12 protein-coding genes are annotated in these 15,556 nt (G+C 56.2%); 9 read left to right on the top strand and 3 right to left on the bottom strand.

Annotated elements, in window-relative coordinates:
- The first annotated feature begins 69 nt into the window (after positions 1–69).
- The 6 genes from P4L78_RS16975 to P4L78_RS16950 all read left to right on the top strand — a co-directional run bounded on the left by P4L78_RS16975 (position 70) and on the right by P4L78_RS16950 (position 6,451).
- On the top strand, positions 70–888 hold the full coding sequence (locus P4L78_RS16975; protein ID WP_309329274.1) for a pyruvate, water dikinase regulatory protein: 819 nt from the start codon (positions 70–72) through the stop codon (positions 886–888).
- A 189-nt stretch (positions 889–1,077) separates the two neighbouring features.
- Positions 1,078–1,800, top strand: a complete 723-nt coding sequence (gene minC / locus P4L78_RS16970) for a septum site-determining protein MinC (RefSeq protein WP_309329270.1) — start codon at positions 1,078–1,080, stop codon at positions 1,798–1,800.
- 85 nt (positions 1,801–1,885) lie between these two features.
- Entirely contained in the window at positions 1,886–2,695 is an 810-nt protein-coding gene (minD, locus tag P4L78_RS16965; protein WP_283149306.1) for a septum site-determining protein MinD, read from the top strand.
- 3 nt (positions 2,696–2,698) lie between these two features.
- Positions 2,699–2,959: a cell division topological specificity factor MinE gene (minE, locus tag P4L78_RS16960; protein WP_283149305.1), complete on the top strand. Its 261-nt coding sequence runs from the start codon at positions 2,699–2,701 to the stop codon at positions 2,957–2,959.
- Between the two features lie 95 nt (positions 2,960–3,054).
- Positions 3,055–3,864: a type I methionyl aminopeptidase gene (gene map / locus P4L78_RS16955; RefSeq protein ID WP_309329267.1), complete on the top strand. Its 810-nt coding sequence runs from the start codon at positions 3,055–3,057 to the stop codon at positions 3,862–3,864.
- A 19-nt stretch (positions 3,865–3,883) separates the two neighbouring features.
- Positions 3,884–6,451: a [protein-PII] uridylyltransferase gene (locus P4L78_RS16950; RefSeq protein ID WP_309329265.1), complete on the top strand. Its 2,568-nt coding sequence runs from the start codon at positions 3,884–3,886 to the stop codon at positions 6,449–6,451.
- A 70-nt stretch (positions 6,452–6,521) separates the two neighbouring features.
- On the opposite strand, the gene P4L78_RS16945 is transcribed toward P4L78_RS16950, so the two are convergent.
- The 3 genes from P4L78_RS16945 to P4L78_RS16935 all read right to left on the bottom strand — a co-directional run bounded on the left by P4L78_RS16945 (position 6,522) and on the right by P4L78_RS16935 (position 8,685).
- Positions 6,522–7,970 carry a transglycosylase SLT domain-containing protein gene (locus tag P4L78_RS16945; RefSeq protein ID WP_309329263.1) on the bottom strand — a complete coding sequence of 483 codons (1,449 nt, stop codon included), beginning with the start codon at positions 7,968–7,970 and terminating at the stop codon, positions 6,522–6,524.
- A 129-nt stretch (positions 7,971–8,099) separates the two neighbouring features.
- Complete coding sequence (locus P4L78_RS16940; RefSeq protein ID WP_309329260.1) at positions 8,100–8,351, bottom strand: hypothetical protein; 252 nt, start codon at positions 8,349–8,351, stop codon at positions 8,100–8,102.
- Between the two features lie 73 nt (positions 8,352–8,424).
- On the bottom strand, positions 8,425–8,685 hold the full coding sequence (locus tag P4L78_RS16935; protein WP_283149300.1) for a hypothetical protein: 261 nt from the start codon (positions 8,683–8,685) through the stop codon (positions 8,425–8,427).
- 290 nt (positions 8,686–8,975) lie between these two features.
- Here P4L78_RS16935 and P4L78_RS16930 point away from each other — a divergent pair, with 290 nt between their 5' ends.
- From P4L78_RS16930 to P4L78_RS16920, 3 genes are read left to right on the top strand one after another with little or no spacing between them, the layout of a single operon-like run.
- On the top strand, positions 8,976–10,889 hold the full coding sequence (locus tag P4L78_RS16930; protein WP_309329257.1) for an ATP-binding cassette domain-containing protein: 1,914 nt from the start codon (positions 8,976–8,978) through the stop codon (positions 10,887–10,889).
- 6 nt (positions 10,890–10,895) lie between these two features.
- On the top strand, positions 10,896–13,802 hold the full coding sequence (locus P4L78_RS16925; protein WP_309329253.1) for a PAS domain S-box protein: 2,907 nt from the start codon (positions 10,896–10,898) through the stop codon (positions 13,800–13,802).
- A gap of 56 nt (positions 13,803–13,858) precedes the next feature.
- Positions 13,859–15,451 carry a peptide chain release factor 3 gene (locus P4L78_RS16920; protein WP_283149297.1) on the top strand — a complete coding sequence of 531 codons (1,593 nt, stop codon included), beginning with the start codon at positions 13,859–13,861 and terminating at the stop codon, positions 15,449–15,451.
- Positions 15,452–15,556 lie beyond the last annotated feature (105 nt).

Below are 15,556 nucleotides of genomic sequence, written 5' to 3'. Positions count from 1 at the left end.
TGGTGTTTTAGCCGGCGCTCTGGCGCCCTTGACGTCAAACCCCGACTTGTCGGGCTGGAGTATCCAGCAATGCTTCGTACTGCTTTCTTCGTTTCCGGCCGCACTGCCATTACCGCCGAAATGCTTGGTCACAGCCTGATCACACAGTTTGACGACGTGACCTTTCGCCGCATTGTGCTGCCGTACATCGATAGCGAAGACAAAGCCCTGCAAGCAGTGGCACAAATCCGCGCGCAGGCCGCCGCCGACCAATGCCGGCCGATAGTCTTCTGCACGCTGATCAGTGAAAGCCTGCGCAAATTGTTTGTGATTGAGGAAGCCCTGACTATGGACTTCTTCGAGACGTTTATTGGCCCGCTGGAGAAAGAACTGCAGCGCCAGTCCTCGCACACCTCTGGCAAGGTGCATGCGATCACCAATTTTGAAGAGTACAAACACCGCATCGACGCGGTGAACTACGCCACCACGCACGACGACGGTGGCATGGCCCGCAATCTGCAAGATGCCGACGTAATCCTGGTCGGCGTTTCGCGTTCCGGCAAAACGCCAACCTGTCTGTATTTGGCACTGCAATATGGCATCAAGGCGGCCAACTATCCATTCACACCAGAAGACTTTGCCGATCACAAACTGCCCAAACCCTTGCACGCGCATCGCAGCAAGTTATTTGGCATCAGTATTGATCCGGGCCGCCTCTCGCAGATTCGCCAGTCGCGCAAGCCCGATAGCCAATACGCCTTGTTACGCACTTGCGAACAAGAAGTGGTGCTGGCCGAAAGTCTGATGCAGCACGAAAACATTCCGTTTCTGAATACCACCCGCTTGTCTATTGAAGAACTGGCCACGACGATCATGCTGAAGACCGGCTTGAAACGGCGTTGCTACTAGTTTTGCGGTGCGCCGGTTCATCGCGTTATCTCCGGCGCTGGAGTAACCGTCAGCAACGCACTTTCCGCACCAGACGCCCGGCTTTCAACAAATGACAACGTTTCGCCGCTCAATGGTGTGGATAACTTCCGCCGCAGCCGGGGAGACGGTACACTCTCGCCTTTGAACGTCTGGCCCGCAGCCCTTCCCATGTCCCGATCCCGTACTGACGCTACCGCCTTCGAATTCAAAAGCATCGGGCTCAAGCTGCTTACCTTTGTTCCCGCCACCGCCGACACCACCGCGCTTGAAGCTGCATTGCAAGAAAAGCTGGGTGGTCGCGAGCACATGCTGACCGGCGATCAGGTCGCTATCGATTTCAATCAGTTGCCCCAATGCCCCAGCGCGCTGGAAATCAGCAGCATTGTCAATCTGCTGCGCCAATTTGGCCTGAAGCCGATTGGGGCCTACGGTGGCAACGACGCGCAACAGCGGGCTGCGCAAGAAGCCGGGCTGGTAGTGCTGGCCGATGAAACGGTCTCCGCCGCAACCGTCAGTGCGCCTGCCGCACCGGCTCCGGTTGTAGTGGCCGAACGTATCCCGACCATGGTGATCACCAAGCCGGTGCGTACCGGCCAGCAGGTTTACGCCAAAGGCGCTGATCTGGTGGTGCTGGCACTGGTTTCAAATGGCGCCGAAGTCATCGCTGATGGCCATATCCACGTTTATGCACCGCTACGCGGCCGCGCTCTGGCTGGCGCCCGCGGTGACGTGAATGCCCGAATTTTTACCACTTGCATGGAAGCCGAACTGGTATCGATCGCTGGCGTGTATCGCACGCTGGAAGAGTCCCTGCCTGCCTCGGTGAAATCCAAGCCAGCGCAAGTGTTGTTAAACGAAGACAAGCTGGTTATCGAAGCGCTGAGTTTGTAATCAGCTGCCCGAATTAGCCTTATACATAGACAGTTGGATAACCGACTGAATCACTGACCGAATCCAGACTAACAGGGGATTTTTTGTGGCCAAAATCATTGTTGTCACCTCCGGCAAAGGTGGCGTGGGCAAGACCACTACCAGTGCCAGCTTCGCCTCCGGGCTCGCGCTGCGCGGTTTCAAGACTGCGGTAATCGATTTCGATGTGGGTTTGCGCAATCTGGACCTGATCATGGGTTGCGAGCGTCGCGTGGTATACGACTTTGTGAACGTGATTCAGGGCGAAGCTTCGCTGCGTCAGGCGCTGATCAAAGACAAAAACTGCGACAACCTGTACATCCTGCCCGCTTCCCAAACCCGTGATAAAGACGCGCTGTCCAAAGAAGGCGTCGAAAAGGTCCTGAAAGACCTGGTTCACGACGGTTTTGACTACATTGTGTGTGACAGCCCGGCCGGTATCGAAACCGGGGCTTTCCTGGCGCTGTATTTTGCCGACGAAGCCATTGTGACCACCAATCCGGAAGTCTCATCGGTACGTGACTCTGACCGCATCATCGGCATTCTGGACGCAAAGTCGAAGAAAGCCGAAGAAGGTGGCTCGGTCAAAACCCATTTGCTGATTACCCGTTATTCACCCAAGCGCGTCGACACGGGCGAAATGCTGTCGCTGGATGATGTCCAGCATCTGTTGCGCATCCCGCTGATTGGTGTGATTCCAGAGTCCGAAGCCGTTTTGCAGGCCTCCAACTCGGGCACGCCAGCCATTCATAACGAAGGCTCGGATGTCTCGGAGGCATACAAAGATGTCGTATCCCGTTTCCTCGGTGAAGAAAAGCCCCTGCGTTTTGTCGAAGTACCGAAACAGCCGTTCTGGAAGCGGCTGCTCGGAGGTTAAGTCATGTCCATATTGAGTTATTTCTTTGGCGAGAAGAAAAAAACCGCCAACGTGGCCCGCGAGCGCTTGCAGATCATTCTGGCGCACGAACGCGCCGGTCGCGACGCACCGGATTACCTGCCGCAGTTGCAAAAAGAGCTGATCGCCGTCATTTCCAAATATGTGGCGATTAATCCCGATGACATTAAAGTACAACTCGAAAAGAAAGATGATTTCGAAGTACTGGAAGTGAACATCGTGCTGCCAGAGCCTGCCCGGCGGTAAGATACGTCTTGCTTTTCAAATGTTAAGGCACAGAGAGGCAATCGCCTCTCTTGTCATTTGCGCGATCCGGCTAACCAGGCCGTGGGAAAATCAAAATGTCAGTTTCTATCAGAACACCGGAAGAAATCGAAAAAATGCGTGTAGCCGGCCGGCTGGGCGCGGAACTGCTCGACTTCATTACGCCCTACGTCAAACCCGGCGTGACCACCGAAGAACTGGACCGTCTGTGCCACGATTACATGGTGAACGTGCAGCACACCATTCCGGCGCCGCTGCATTATCAGCCTCCGGGGTATACGCCCTACCCGAAGTCGATCTGCACCTCGATCAATAACGTGATCTGCCACGGCATTCCCAACGACAAACCGTTGAAGGATGGCGATACGGTCAATATCGACGTCACCGTGATCAAAGATGGCTATCACGGTGACAACAGCCGCATGTTCATGGTCGGTGACAAAGTGCCCGCGCATGCCAAACGGCTGGCCCAGGTCACTTTTGACTGCATGTGGATCGGTATCGAGCAGATCAAGCCAGGCGCACATCTGGGCGACATTGGCGAGGCCATCCAGAAATACGCCGAAAAAGCCGGTTATTCGGTGGTACGTGAGTTCTGCGGCCACGGCATTGGCGACCATTTCCATGAAGACCCGCAAGTGCTGCACTACGGTAAGGCGGGCACCGGTATCGAACTGAAGCCGGGCATGATCTTCACCGTGGAACCCATGATCAACGCTGGCAAACGTGAAATCCGCGCCATGCCGGATGGCTGGACCATCGTTACCAAAGACCGCTCGCTCTCGGCCCAGTGGGAACACACCGTGCTGGTGACCGAAACCGGTTATGAGATCCTGACCACATCGGCTGGCGTACAAGCCAAACCTGCCCAGTACCTGCTTGGCTAAACCGGAACCCCAACCTGCCATGACTGCCCTGCGCTCCGTCGTTGCCCTGCGTGAGTATCACGCCGCCCAGAAAGCCGAGTTGCGGCGCAAGTTCAGCGACCCGTCCAAGGCGGCGCCATTGCTGCAAGCCTTGGTGCATCTGACTGATCGCACGCTGATCGAGTTGTGGGACAGGCACCAGTTTCCTGGGCAAGTGCTGCTGGTGGCCGTCGGCGGCTATGGCCGTGGCGAGTTATATCCGTATTCTGATATTGATCTGCTGATTCTATTGCCGGATCAACCCTCACCCGCCTTGCTGGAAAAGCTGGAGGTGTTTGTCGGGGAGTTGTGGGATATCGGACTGGAAGTGGGCCACAGCGTGCGCACCATGGCTGATTGTCTGGCTGAAGCGGAAAAAGACATTACCGTGCAAACGGCGTTGCTGGAATCGCGTTGCCTGACGGGCGATCAACAACGTTTTGCCCGCTTTCGCGAAACCGTTTACCGACACATCGACCCGAAAGAGTTCTTTGACGCCAAATTGCTGGAACAACAGGCGCGATACGGTCGCTTCCTGAGTGCAACCTACAAGCTTGAGCCCAACATCAAAGAAGCGCCGGGTGGCCTGCGCGATCTACATCTGATTGGCTGGATTGCCGCGGCATTGGGCCTGGGCAACAACTGGCGCAAGCTGGCCGCCATGGGCATGCTCACCCGCGAAGAAAGCCAGAAATTGCGCCACGCGGAGCGGGTTTTGCGCTGCATTCGCATCCAGTTGCACTGGACTGCCAAGCGCCACGAAGACCGCATCCTGTTCGACTACCAAAACCCGCTGGCCGCAGATTTTGGCTATGTCGACAACAACCGGCAGCGGGCCAGTGAACAGTTGATGGCGCAGTATTATCTGGCAGCGCGTGTGGTCAGCCAGCTCACGCCATTGCTGGTCCAGGCATTGCGTAAACGGATTTTTTCGCAGATTGGCGTGGAAATCACGCCGATCAACGAACGCTTTCAGCTGCGCGGACCGGTGCTGGAAATCACCCATTCGACCGTGTTCGAGCAAGACCCGTCTGCCATTCTTGAATTGTTCCTGGTGTTCGAGCAAGAAAACTATGCCGCCGATATTGCTCCAGAGACCTTGCGAGCGTTGTGGCACGCCCGCTCACTGATTGATGACAATTTCCGCGCCAATCCGCGTAACAAGCAATTGTTTATCGACCTGTTCCGGCAACCGGCGGGTTTGACACGCATTTTGCGGCGCATGAATCAGTACGGCGTATTGGGTCGCTATATTCCGCAATTTGGCGACATTGTCGGGCGCATGCAGCACGATCTGTTTCACGTCTATACGGTCGATGAACACACGTTGATGGTGTTGCGCAATGTGCGCCGTTTTGCGGTCGCGGCGTTCACGCACGAATATCCGTTTTGCTCGCGGTTGATTGCCGAATTTGATCGGCCTGAGGCGCTATATATGGCGGCGCTGTTCCACGATATCGGCAAAGGCCGCGGTGGAGATCACTCCACTTTGGGCGAAAAAATTGCCGCAGATTTCTGCGCCGCGCACCCGCTGCATCCGGATGACGTCAAACTGATTCCGTGGCTGGTACGTCAGCATCTGGTGATGTCGTCATTCGCGCAAAAACGCGACGTTTATGACCCGGAAGTGGTGGAAGAATTTGCTGCCATGGTGGGCGACCAACGCCATCTCAGCGCTTTGTATCTGCTCACCGTAGCGGATATTCGCGGTACCAGCCCCAAGGTCTGGAATGCGTGGAAGGCCAAGCTGCTGGAAGATTTGTTCAAAGCGACCCAGCGTTACCTCAACAGCAAAAATATCCCGGCGCAAACGTGGCTGGAAGACCGCCAGGCCGAGGCTTTGCGACTGCTGCGGCTGTATGGCTTGCGCGATGACGTGCACGAGCCGTTCTGGTCGCAACTGGACACGGTGTATTTCCTGCGTCATGACGCCCGCGAAATCGCCTGGCACACCCGTCAGTTGTTCTCGCGGCTGGATACCGACGTGCCCATTGTGCGCGCGAAGCTGTCGGAGTCTGGTGAGGGTCTGCAAGTCATGGTTTACACCAAAGACGTTGCCGATTTGTTTGCGCGCATCTGCGCCTTCTTTGAAAAAGCCGGTTACAGCATTTTTGATGCGCATATTCACACCACGCGCCACGGCTATGCGCTGGACAGTTTCTACGTGTACATCCCGGACCACGCGAACGAGGCTTATCGCGATCTGATTGGTTATGTGGAATACGAACTGGCCAGCCAGATTGCGCGCCAAGCGCCGCTGGTTGCCGGCGGTAAAGCGCGTGTCTCCCGCCAGCTCAAGCACTTCCCGATTCAACCGCGCGTGGAAATCAGCGCAGATGAGCGCGGTGGGCAATATCAGGTGTTGTCGATCACTGCGGGTGACCGTACCGGTTTGCTGTCGACAATCGCCCGCATTCTGGCCAGCAACCGCATCGAAATCCAGTCGGCCAAGATCATGACATTAGGCGAACGGGCGGAAGATAACTTCCTGATTTCCGGGCCGATTCTGGATGACGAGCGCGCCGTGCGCCATCTGGAAGGCGATCTCCTGGCGGCCTTGCAGGTGTAATCGTGCTTTATCATTAAAAAACCAACCCGGCCTGATGCCGGGTTGGTTTTTTAATCACCGCACGCTCCATCTATTGAGCGACAGCCGCCGTAGCCGAAGCATCCAACGGCGCCGAGGCAGCACGGGATGCACCCTGGTAAGCCAGGTAGTAGCGATTGACGGTAGAAACATAATCCAGCAGGCGGTTGCCAACGGTCTGCTTCGCCACTTTCTCCACATTGCCTTCCCAACGGTTCGGATCCAGCCCTTGCGCCTGGGCCTTTTTGCGCAATTGCTGAATGCGCCCTTCCCCGGCGTTGTACGCCGCGATCATGAAATTGAGCTGGTCATCCGGCTCTATGCCCGGTGTGCTGAAAATATCGCGCAAATACGCCAGGTAACGCGCGGCAGCAGTGACATTCTGTTGATTGTCGTGCGGATTGGTTACGCCCATTTTGCGGGCTGTAGACGGGTTGATCTGCATTAACCCGGTCGGGCCATTTTGCCGAATCACCGGTTTGAGCGTGCTTTCCCGCTGGCCGATGGCGGCGAGCAACATCCAGTCCATATTGTTGGCTGAAGCCACTAGCTGGAACATCGGTGCAAAGAAACCGAGCTTGTCATAAGCACTAAGCTGGTTAGGATTGGCCACCTTGGCATCGCTGGGCAAATAGCGCTGTGTCAGCTTTAGCGCCCGCTCAGCGATACCGGCACCACTGGTCGAAATAAACCGATTGATCTCAGCCAGCAGTTGCGGCTTGCCCTGGTCGACCGCCCACGCTACGTCCACGTTAGTGTCGATACAGGCGTCAGGGCGCAGTTTCTCGAATTTTTTGCCCCATAAATCCACCACATAACGGCTAGCCAAAGTGGCTTGGGTATCGTCCGACTGCACCTGGCCGAGTACGTTTTCGGCGGTGCTGCCAATTGGCGCATCCCGCACGTTGACCTTGGGGTAATCCAGCAACAGACGCCGGGCGTAACTACCGGCGGATTCCGTCAGGGTTTTGCCATTGACCGACTGCATGTCAGTCAAAGGCGTGGCGTTACGGCTCTGCACCACACACCACTGATCACGCAAATAGGGCTGGGTAAATGCCACCAGTTGCTTGGCCCCCTCATTCACCGGCATCAAACCGGCGGCGATATCACCCTTGCCGGCACGCAATGATGGAATCAACTCCCCGGCATCGACCGGCACAAACATCAGTTTGGTCGGCGGACGGGCCTTGGGGCGATTGCGATTGAGGTATTTTTCCAGCTCCAGCAGCATGGCGTACTCCACCCCGTGCGGGCGGCCATTCTGGAAGAAAAAGGTGGATGGACCCAGCGCGACCAATACGCGAATCTGCCCCGGCGGGTTGGCCGGATCAAAATCCTGATCCCCAAGGTCGGTGGGAGTATTGAGTGCCGGATGTTCGCTTTTCTGGCTGGCAACGGCGCGTGGGCGTTTGCCTCCATGGTTGGCAGCAACTGCATTGCTGCTGCCAAAAGCGAGCGCCAACAATAAAAGGTAAATCAGGGGTTTGGCCTGGTTCATGGCGAGCATTGTAGAGGGCAGCGCGCATCGAAAGCCAGTAATCAGATCACAGAAGGTTGAATTCAGGAGCCCGCCGTAGCAGATAACGCCTGTCTTTCGCCTTATCGCAGAAAGACGCAGACAGGCCGTTCATGCCGCGAAATTATGCACCAGACGTTGCGTCCAGTTGGTTTCGCCGTCGGCAAAACTGTAGTGTTCGACTTTGCCGTCGGCTAGCCGTTCCACCGTGATACGTGCCGGATTGACGCCGTTCTGACTCAACCATGAGCCATCTTCAATCCGGAAGCGAAAATCCTCATGGGTCAAAGACAACGCTTCCAGTGCGGCGTCCAGCGCAACACGCTGATCCCAAGGCAAATCATCAATACTCGCTTGCGCCATCCAGCCCTCTCTTTGTCATTATGGCAATCCGTCTATCATATCTGCCGTATCGTTACCGCACGACCCCGCTCATTCAGAGCTGGGAAAAATTGCCTTTCGCCAGATCGGTTTCAAATTCGTGCAGCCAACCGGTGTTGCTCTCACCCAGATAGAGCTTGATGCGGTCAAACCTGGCCACACTGACCTCCCGCTGGTGCGCCCCGGCGCTGCCATTCAGGAATGAGTCATTGGCAACCACATCAAAATCTTCGTAAACATAACCGTGGCGCTCACATGCGCTGATGAAACTGGTTTGTTCATCGGCATCAAATTGGTAAAACAGTTTCTGGGCCATGGGGCGTCCTCCGGGTGGTCATTTCGGTCCAGCATAGACTACCGAGGCATTGCGCTGGGAATTTTCCCGGCAAATGGATTACCTCACCAGGAACAGGCTGACGGTATCGAAAACCACACCATGTTACCAGGATTACGCGGATAGACAGTCAAGCGGGCGTTTGAATTGGTAGAATGGCAGGTCGCGCCAGATTGGCCCGGATACAGCCCACACAAAGCGGGTATCCAAGCGGGTGTAAAAGCTCAAATCAAAAACATAAACCCTTATGGATCACCGTTCAGGAATCTGAAATGCCTTTGCTTTACGTCGAAAATGCCAGCCTTGCCTATGGTCACTGGCCCTTGCTTGACCACGCCACTTTCTCGCTGGAGGAAGGCGAGCGCGTTGGGCTGATTGGCCGCAATGGTCAGGGCAAGTCAACATTGCTCAAGGCAATTGCCGGAGTGGCAACGCTGGATGAAGGCGCCATTCGTGTCAGCCAGAACGCTCGTCTGGCATTTGTAGCGCAAGAGCCTGAGTTTCAGCCTGGCCAAACTGTTTTTGAAGCCGTCGCCGAAGGCTTGGGCGATTTGCGGCAGATTCTGATTGATTACCACGCCTGCGCCGAAACTCAAGACGGCAGTGAAGAGGCGTTGTCCCGCCTGATGGATTTGCAGCACGAACTGGAAGCTCGCGATGGCTGGCGTTTTGATGTGCTGATCGCCGGCACTCTTACCCATCTGGGTTTGCCACCACAAACGCTGGTCTCCGAATTGTCGGGCGGCTGGAAAAAACGCGTAGCGCTGGCTCGCGCCTTGGTGAGCGAGCCGCAAATATTGTTGCTGGATGAGCCAACCAACCATCTGGACGTCAGCGCCATCGAGTGGCTGGAAGGTTTGCTCAACAACTTCTCCGGCAGCGTGCTGTTTATTACTCACGATCGACGCTTTCTGGATAATGTCGCCACGCGCATCATCGAGCTGGATCGCGGCAATATCGCCAGTTTCCCAGGCAATTTCTCGACCTATGAAGTGCGCAAGGCCGAACTGATCGCCCAGGAAGAAACGGTAAATCGCAAGTTCGACAAAGTGCTGGCGCAAGAAGAAGTCTGGATTCGCAAAGGCGTGGAAGCGCGTCGTACCCGCAATGAAGGCCGCGTGCGGCAACTGGAAAAACTGCGTCGCGAACGCGCAGCGCGGCGTGAACGCATTGGCAATGTCTCGTTCCAGCTGGATGCGGGCGAGCGCTCAGGCAAGCTGATTGCCGAGTTTGAAAACGCCACCAAGTCCTTCGGCAACAAGATCATTCTGAAAGACTTCACCAGTCGCTTGATTCGTGGCGACAAGATTGGTTTGGTCGGCCCGAACGGCGTGGGCAAAACCACTTTCCTGAAGATGGTGCTGGGCGAACTGGAAGCTGATTCCGGCACCATTCAACGCGGTACCAAAATCGAAGTGGCGTATTTCGACCAGTTCCGTGAGCAACTGGACGAAAACGCCACCGTGGCCGATGTGGTCAGCCAAGGTAACGAGTTCGTCGAAATTGGCGGCGCCCGCAAACACATCATGGGCTATCTGGAAGAATTCCTGTTCCCGGCTGAGCGCGCACGCAGCCCGGTGCGGTCTTTGTCGGGGGGTGAGCGCAACCGGCTGTTGCTGGCGCGCCTGTTTACCCGTCCGGCCAACGTGCTGGTGCTGGACGAACCCACCAACGATCTAGACATCGACACTCTCGAATTGCTGGAACAGTTGCTGATTGATTATCCGGGCACTGTGTTTCTGGTCTCACATGACCGGGCATTCCTGGACAACGTGGTCACCCAGGTTGTAGCTTTTGAGGGCGACGGCGTATTGCTGGAGAACGCTGGCGGTTATAGCGACTGGCAGCAAGCGCGTGCCCGGATGATGCAAGCCCGGGCCGCAAGCGCTGCAGCGAGCAGTTCGCCCGCCAAAGAATCGACCAATGCCGGCGACAAACAGGCTGATCGCAATCGCCAGCGCCCTGCCCGCCTCAGCTTTAATGAGCAGCGCGAACTGGAGAAATTGCCTGCCGAGATCGCCGCGCTGGAAGAGGAACAAGTCAGTTTGCACGATGCAATGCAAAGCCCGGATCTATACCGGAACGACCCAACAAAGGCACGTGAGATGCAAAATCGGGTAGAACTCATTGAAACCAGCTTGATGGAAAAGCTGGAACGCTGGGAACAACTGGAAGCGCGGCGCTAAACGTTCATGGCCTGGCTGTTCAGCCCACGCGGACCCACCCTGCCGCGCCAATCGTCACTACGCCCGATGCGAGTCGGGCTGGTGGCGTTTTACGTGATCTTGTTGCTGATCTGCGGACTGATACTCGCCTGGCTCACCCTGCGTGATTACGATGCCAGTCTGGATGAGGCGCGGCGGCAGAATCTGCTGCTGGCCCGCTCGCTGGATGAGCACACCACCCGCACGTTCATCTCGGCCGAGCAAGCCATTCAGGGCACGGTGGACCGGCTGGAAATTGCTGGCGGTGTTGGCAATGCCGACGCGCAGGAAATCTCCCGCGAGCTACGCAACAAGTTGCGGCTGACTCCGCAAATCAGCGATATCGTGACGGTCGATGAACAGGGTGTGGTGCGCAGTAGTGCAGCGCATCCGGGCGCACACGATATCGACTTTTCTGATCGCGCGTGGCTGCAATACCATCGCGACAGCACCGACCCGCGTTTTCTGGTCTCCGGCCCGCTGATTGGCAAAATCACCGCTACCTGGAATATTCCGGTTTCACATCGCGTTGACCGGCCTGACGGCAGTTTTGGCGGCGCGGTGGTCGCTGGCATCGAGCCTGACTATTTCAACCGCTTTTATCGCTCACTCAAGCTGCCAGCGGGCACGCATATCAAGTTGTTGCGCAACGACGGCATCTTGCTACTGAATTACCCGCTGGATACCCGAGAACTGGGCCGCAATTTACGCAGCGCCAATGTCTCGCGTTTTGAACAAAGCCGCCAGAATCACGGCGCGTTTTACATGGACAGCACCCAGTCCGGCAGCGACACGCTGGTTACTTTCCTGGTGTCGGAAGGCGAACTACCGATCATCGTGATGGTGACGTCCGATCTGGACATCGTGCTGCAGAAATTTCACAGCGACCTCCTGGGGCGCGCCGTATCGGCACTGGTGCTGATCCTGGTCGTGAGCGTTTTGCTGTTCTTGCTGCTACGGCAAATCAAGCGAGTCGAGCAGATCGAGTCTCGGCTCTACCTTACCCAGTTCACCGTTGATGAAGCGCCAGACGTTATTTTGTGGGCTGATCGCCAAGCGTTTGTGCGTTACGCCAACCGGGCGGCCTCAACCACCACAGGCTACCGCCACGAAGAACTGCTCAAGCTACGTTTTCTTGATCTCTATCCACACATTACCGACCCGCAATGGCAGGAATTCTGGCAGCGTCTGCGACTCGAAAAACGGATGGTCCACATTACGCATCAGCGTAATCAGGAAGGCGCGCTGCAGCCTGTTGAAATCACTTTCAATTACGTGGAGTTCTTTCAGGAAGCGTATATCTGCAGCACGGTGCGCGATATCACCGAGCAACAAAACTCCGAACGCGAACTGCGGCGCCACCGCGACCACTTGCAAGATCTAGTGCTGGAACGCACGGCAGAAATCCGTACAGTGCTGGATGCCAGTCCGCTGGCCATCATGTTGTCGGTGCGCAATACCATTCGCCTGGTTAATCCGGCTTTTGAAATATTGTTCGGCTACGCCGCCAGCGACATCATTGGTCTGCCCACGCGGGTCATTCATGGGTCTGAGGCGCGTTACAACGAGCTAGCCACCACCATCTGGGCCCGCATCAATACCGGCGGTGTGTTTCGCGGCGAAATCGAATTGTTCCGCCGCGATCACTCAGGCTTTTGGGCCATGATGTACGCCAAAGCACTGGTGCCTGGCGACCCTGGCAAAGGCATGATCACGGTCATCGAAGATGTCACCGCCCAACGTATTGCCGCACAGGCGCTACGCCAGTCCGAGCGATTGAAACGCACCATTATTGATACCACGGCCGACGGTTTTATCCTGATCGATACCCATCGTCATATCGTCGATGTCAACCACGCCTTTTGCCAGGTGCTGGGCTTGCGGCGCGAAGACTTGATCGGCGAGCAGCCGCACACCATCTGGGGCGAGCCCGCACTGCAGATTTTCCCGGTGTCATTGGTCAACGATAGTGCCGGTGAAAACCGGTTGTCTGAGGTGACGCTGGTTGACGCCAATGGCGAGCGTCAGCCTTTCCTGGTGAGTTCGGCCGCCATTCTGGATGAGCAACACAACCTGGAATACGCCTTTGCGTTCCTGACCAATATCTCGCATCTGAAAGATATTGAACGCAAGCTGGTTGAAGCCAAAGATGCCGCGGAAGAAGCCAATATCTCCAAATCGGCCTTCCTCGCCAACATGTCGCATGAACTGCGCACGCCGATGCATGCAATTCTGAGTTTCTCGGAAATGGGCATTTCCAAGGCCAGTCGCGGTGAGCCAGGCGCGTTGGGGCGCTATTTTGAGCGCATTCATTCCAGCGGCAACCGCTTGCTGGTGCTGCTGAATGACTTGCTGGATATGTCCCGTCTTGAAGCCAACAAGATGCGCTACGACAAAACCCGGCACTGCCTGCAATTGGCAGTACAAGGCGCTGCCTCTGAAATTGCCCCGCTACTCAGCACGCTCAATCTGCGGCTGGATATTGAAGACGACAGCGAACCGCTCTACGCCGTATTTGACCAGGCGCGACTGATGCAGGTGGTGGTTAATCTGTTATCCAACGCTATCAAGTTCAGTCCGCCCGATAGCGTTATCGAAATCCGCTATCTGGAACAGGCGACGCTGGCATCAGGCGCCGCTGCGGTCGGTTTGACCGTGCGTGACCATGGACCCGGCATTCCGGAACACGAACTGGATGCCATCTTTGACAAGTTCATCCAGAGCGCGCGGGTACGGGCCGAGGCTGGCGGCACTGGTCTTGGGCTGGCAATCAGCAAGCAGATCATGGAAGACCACGGCGGCAGCGTGACCGCGTGCAACCACCCCGACGGAGGCGCGGTATTTACCGTACTGCTGCAAATGGAGCAACAACTGACGGCCAGCACCGTCGGTTAGCCGCCACCGACGCTTTGCCGTACAATTGCCGGTTTCGCTTTCAACTGCCCCAGACCATGCCCGATATTGCTCGCGAAGTTGCGCGCCGCCGTACCTTCGCCATCATTTCTCACCCCGATGCTGGTAAAACCACGCTGACTGAAAAACTGTTGCTGTTTTCAGGTGCGATTCAGCTCGCCGGTACCGTCAAGGGCAAGAAAGGTGGCAAGTTTGCCACTTCGGACTGGATGGATATCGAAAAGCAACGCGGTATTTCGGTTGCATCGTCGGTCATGCAGTTTGATTACCGCGATCACGTGGTCAATCTGCTCGACACTCCAGGCCACCAGGACTTCTCAGAAGATACCTATCGCGTGCTGACCGCTGTCGATTCAGCACTGATGGTGATTGACGCGGCCAAAGGCGTGGAAGAGCAAACCATCAAGTTACTGAACGTTTGCCGCTTGCGCCACACCCCGATCATCACGTTCATGAATAAATATGACCGTGAAGTGCGCGACAACCTGGAATTGCTGGATGAAGTCGAATCAGTCCTGAAGATTCGCTGCGCTCCGGTCACTTGGCCTATCGGCATGGGCAAGACTTTCCGCGGGGTGTATCACATCCTCAACGACCAGGTTTTGCTGTTCAAGTCGGGCGAAGGCCGCTCCAGTGACGCTGACGAGATTATTCAAGGCCTGGATAACCCACGCCTGGATGAGTTGTTTCCGCTGGAAATCGAACAAACCCGCATGGAACTGGATCTGGTGCGCGGCGCTTCGCACCCGTTTGATCTGGGCGAGTTCCTCTCCGGCAATCTGACGCCGGTGTTCTTTGGCTCGGCCATCAACAACTTTGGCGTGCGTGAAATTCTGAACGCACTGATTGACTGGGCCCCGGCTCCGGCAGAGCGTGATGCTACAGCGCGTGCAGTCTCGCCAACCGAAGAGAAGTTCTCTGCTTTTGTGTTCAAGATTCAGGCCAATATGGACCCGCGCCATCGCGACCGGATTGCGTTTCTGCGCGTTTGTTCTGGCCAATTTGAACGGGGCATGAAATTCAAGCACTTGCGCTTGGGCCGGGAAATCGCGGCCAACTCGGTGGTGACCTTTATGGCGCAAGGGCGCGAGCAAGTCGAAGAAGCCTATGCTGGCGACATTATTGGTTTGCCCAACCACGGCAACATCCAGATTGGCGATTCGTTCTCTGAAGGTGAAGTGCTGGGCTTTACCGGCATTCCTTACTTTGCACCGGAAATGTTCCGCATCGTACGCATCCGCAACCCATTGAAAATCAAGCAATTGCAGAAAGGCTTGCAGCAACTGGGTGAAGAAGGCGCCGTGCAGGTATTCAAGCCACTGAATGGCTCGGATCTGATTTTGGGTGCCGTGGGCGTGCTGCAGTTTGAAGTGGTGGCTAGCCGGTTGGCCAACGAATACGGCGTTGATGCCATGTTTGAACCGGTGACCATCTATACCGCGCGATGGGCTTCGTGTGCTGATGCCAAACGCCTGGCCGAATTTGAACGGGCGCTCGAAAACAATCTGGCCCGTGACGCAGCCAATAGCCTGGCCTATCTGGCAACCAGCCGGGTCAACCTGGCATTGACTCAGGAACGCTGGCCCGAAATCGTGTTCCACGAAACGCGGGAACACGCCGTTACTCTTTAACGGCTCTGGTTGTAGCGCAATAAAAAAAGCACCGGCTATCCGGTGCTTTTTTTATTGCCCTTGCAATCTGCCGATTCTGTTCGAGCCTTAGAAGACACTTGCTGC

This window comes from Silvimonas sp. (assembly GCF_031291215.1).
Lineage (GTDB): Bacteria > Pseudomonadota > Gammaproteobacteria > Burkholderiales > Chitinibacteraceae > Silvimonas > Silvimonas soli.
The sequence above is the reverse complement of the archived record's forward strand: the minus strand, read 5'-3'. Positions and strand labels throughout refer to the sequence as shown.

Coding starts and splice junctions, on each gene's coding strand:
- P4L78_RS16940 (WP_309329260.1), bottom strand. CDS start 8,351: ATGGCGCAAGCGAGTATTGATGATTTGCCTTGGGATCAGCGTGTTGCG.
- P4L78_RS16950 (WP_309329265.1), top strand. CDS start 3,884: ATGACTGCCCTGCGCTCCGTCGTTGCCCTGCGTGAGTATCACGCCGCC.
- minE (WP_283149305.1), top strand. CDS start 2,699: ATGTCCATATTGAGTTATTTCTTTGGCGAGAAGAAAAAAACCGCCAAC.
- minC (WP_309329270.1), top strand. CDS start 1,078: ATGTCCCGATCCCGTACTGACGCTACCGCCTTCGAATTCAAAAGCATC.
- P4L78_RS16975 (WP_309329274.1), top strand. CDS start 70: ATGCTTCGTACTGCTTTCTTCGTTTCCGGCCGCACTGCCATTACCGCC.
- P4L78_RS16935 (WP_283149300.1), bottom strand. CDS start 8,685: ATGGCCCAGAAACTGTTTTACCAATTTGATGCCGATGAACAAACCAGT.
- P4L78_RS16930 (WP_309329257.1), top strand. CDS start 8,976: ATGCCTTTGCTTTACGTCGAAAATGCCAGCCTTGCCTATGGTCACTGG.
- P4L78_RS16920 (WP_283149297.1), top strand. CDS start 13,859: ATGCCCGATATTGCTCGCGAAGTTGCGCGCCGCCGTACCTTCGCCATC.
- P4L78_RS16925 (WP_309329253.1), top strand. CDS start 10,896: ATGGCCTGGCTGTTCAGCCCACGCGGACCCACCCTGCCGCGCCAATCG.
- P4L78_RS16945 (WP_309329263.1), bottom strand. CDS start 7,970: ATGAACCAGGCCAAACCCCTGATTTACCTTTTATTGTTGGCGCTCGCT.
- map (WP_309329267.1), top strand. CDS start 3,055: ATGTCAGTTTCTATCAGAACACCGGAAGAAATCGAAAAAATGCGTGTA.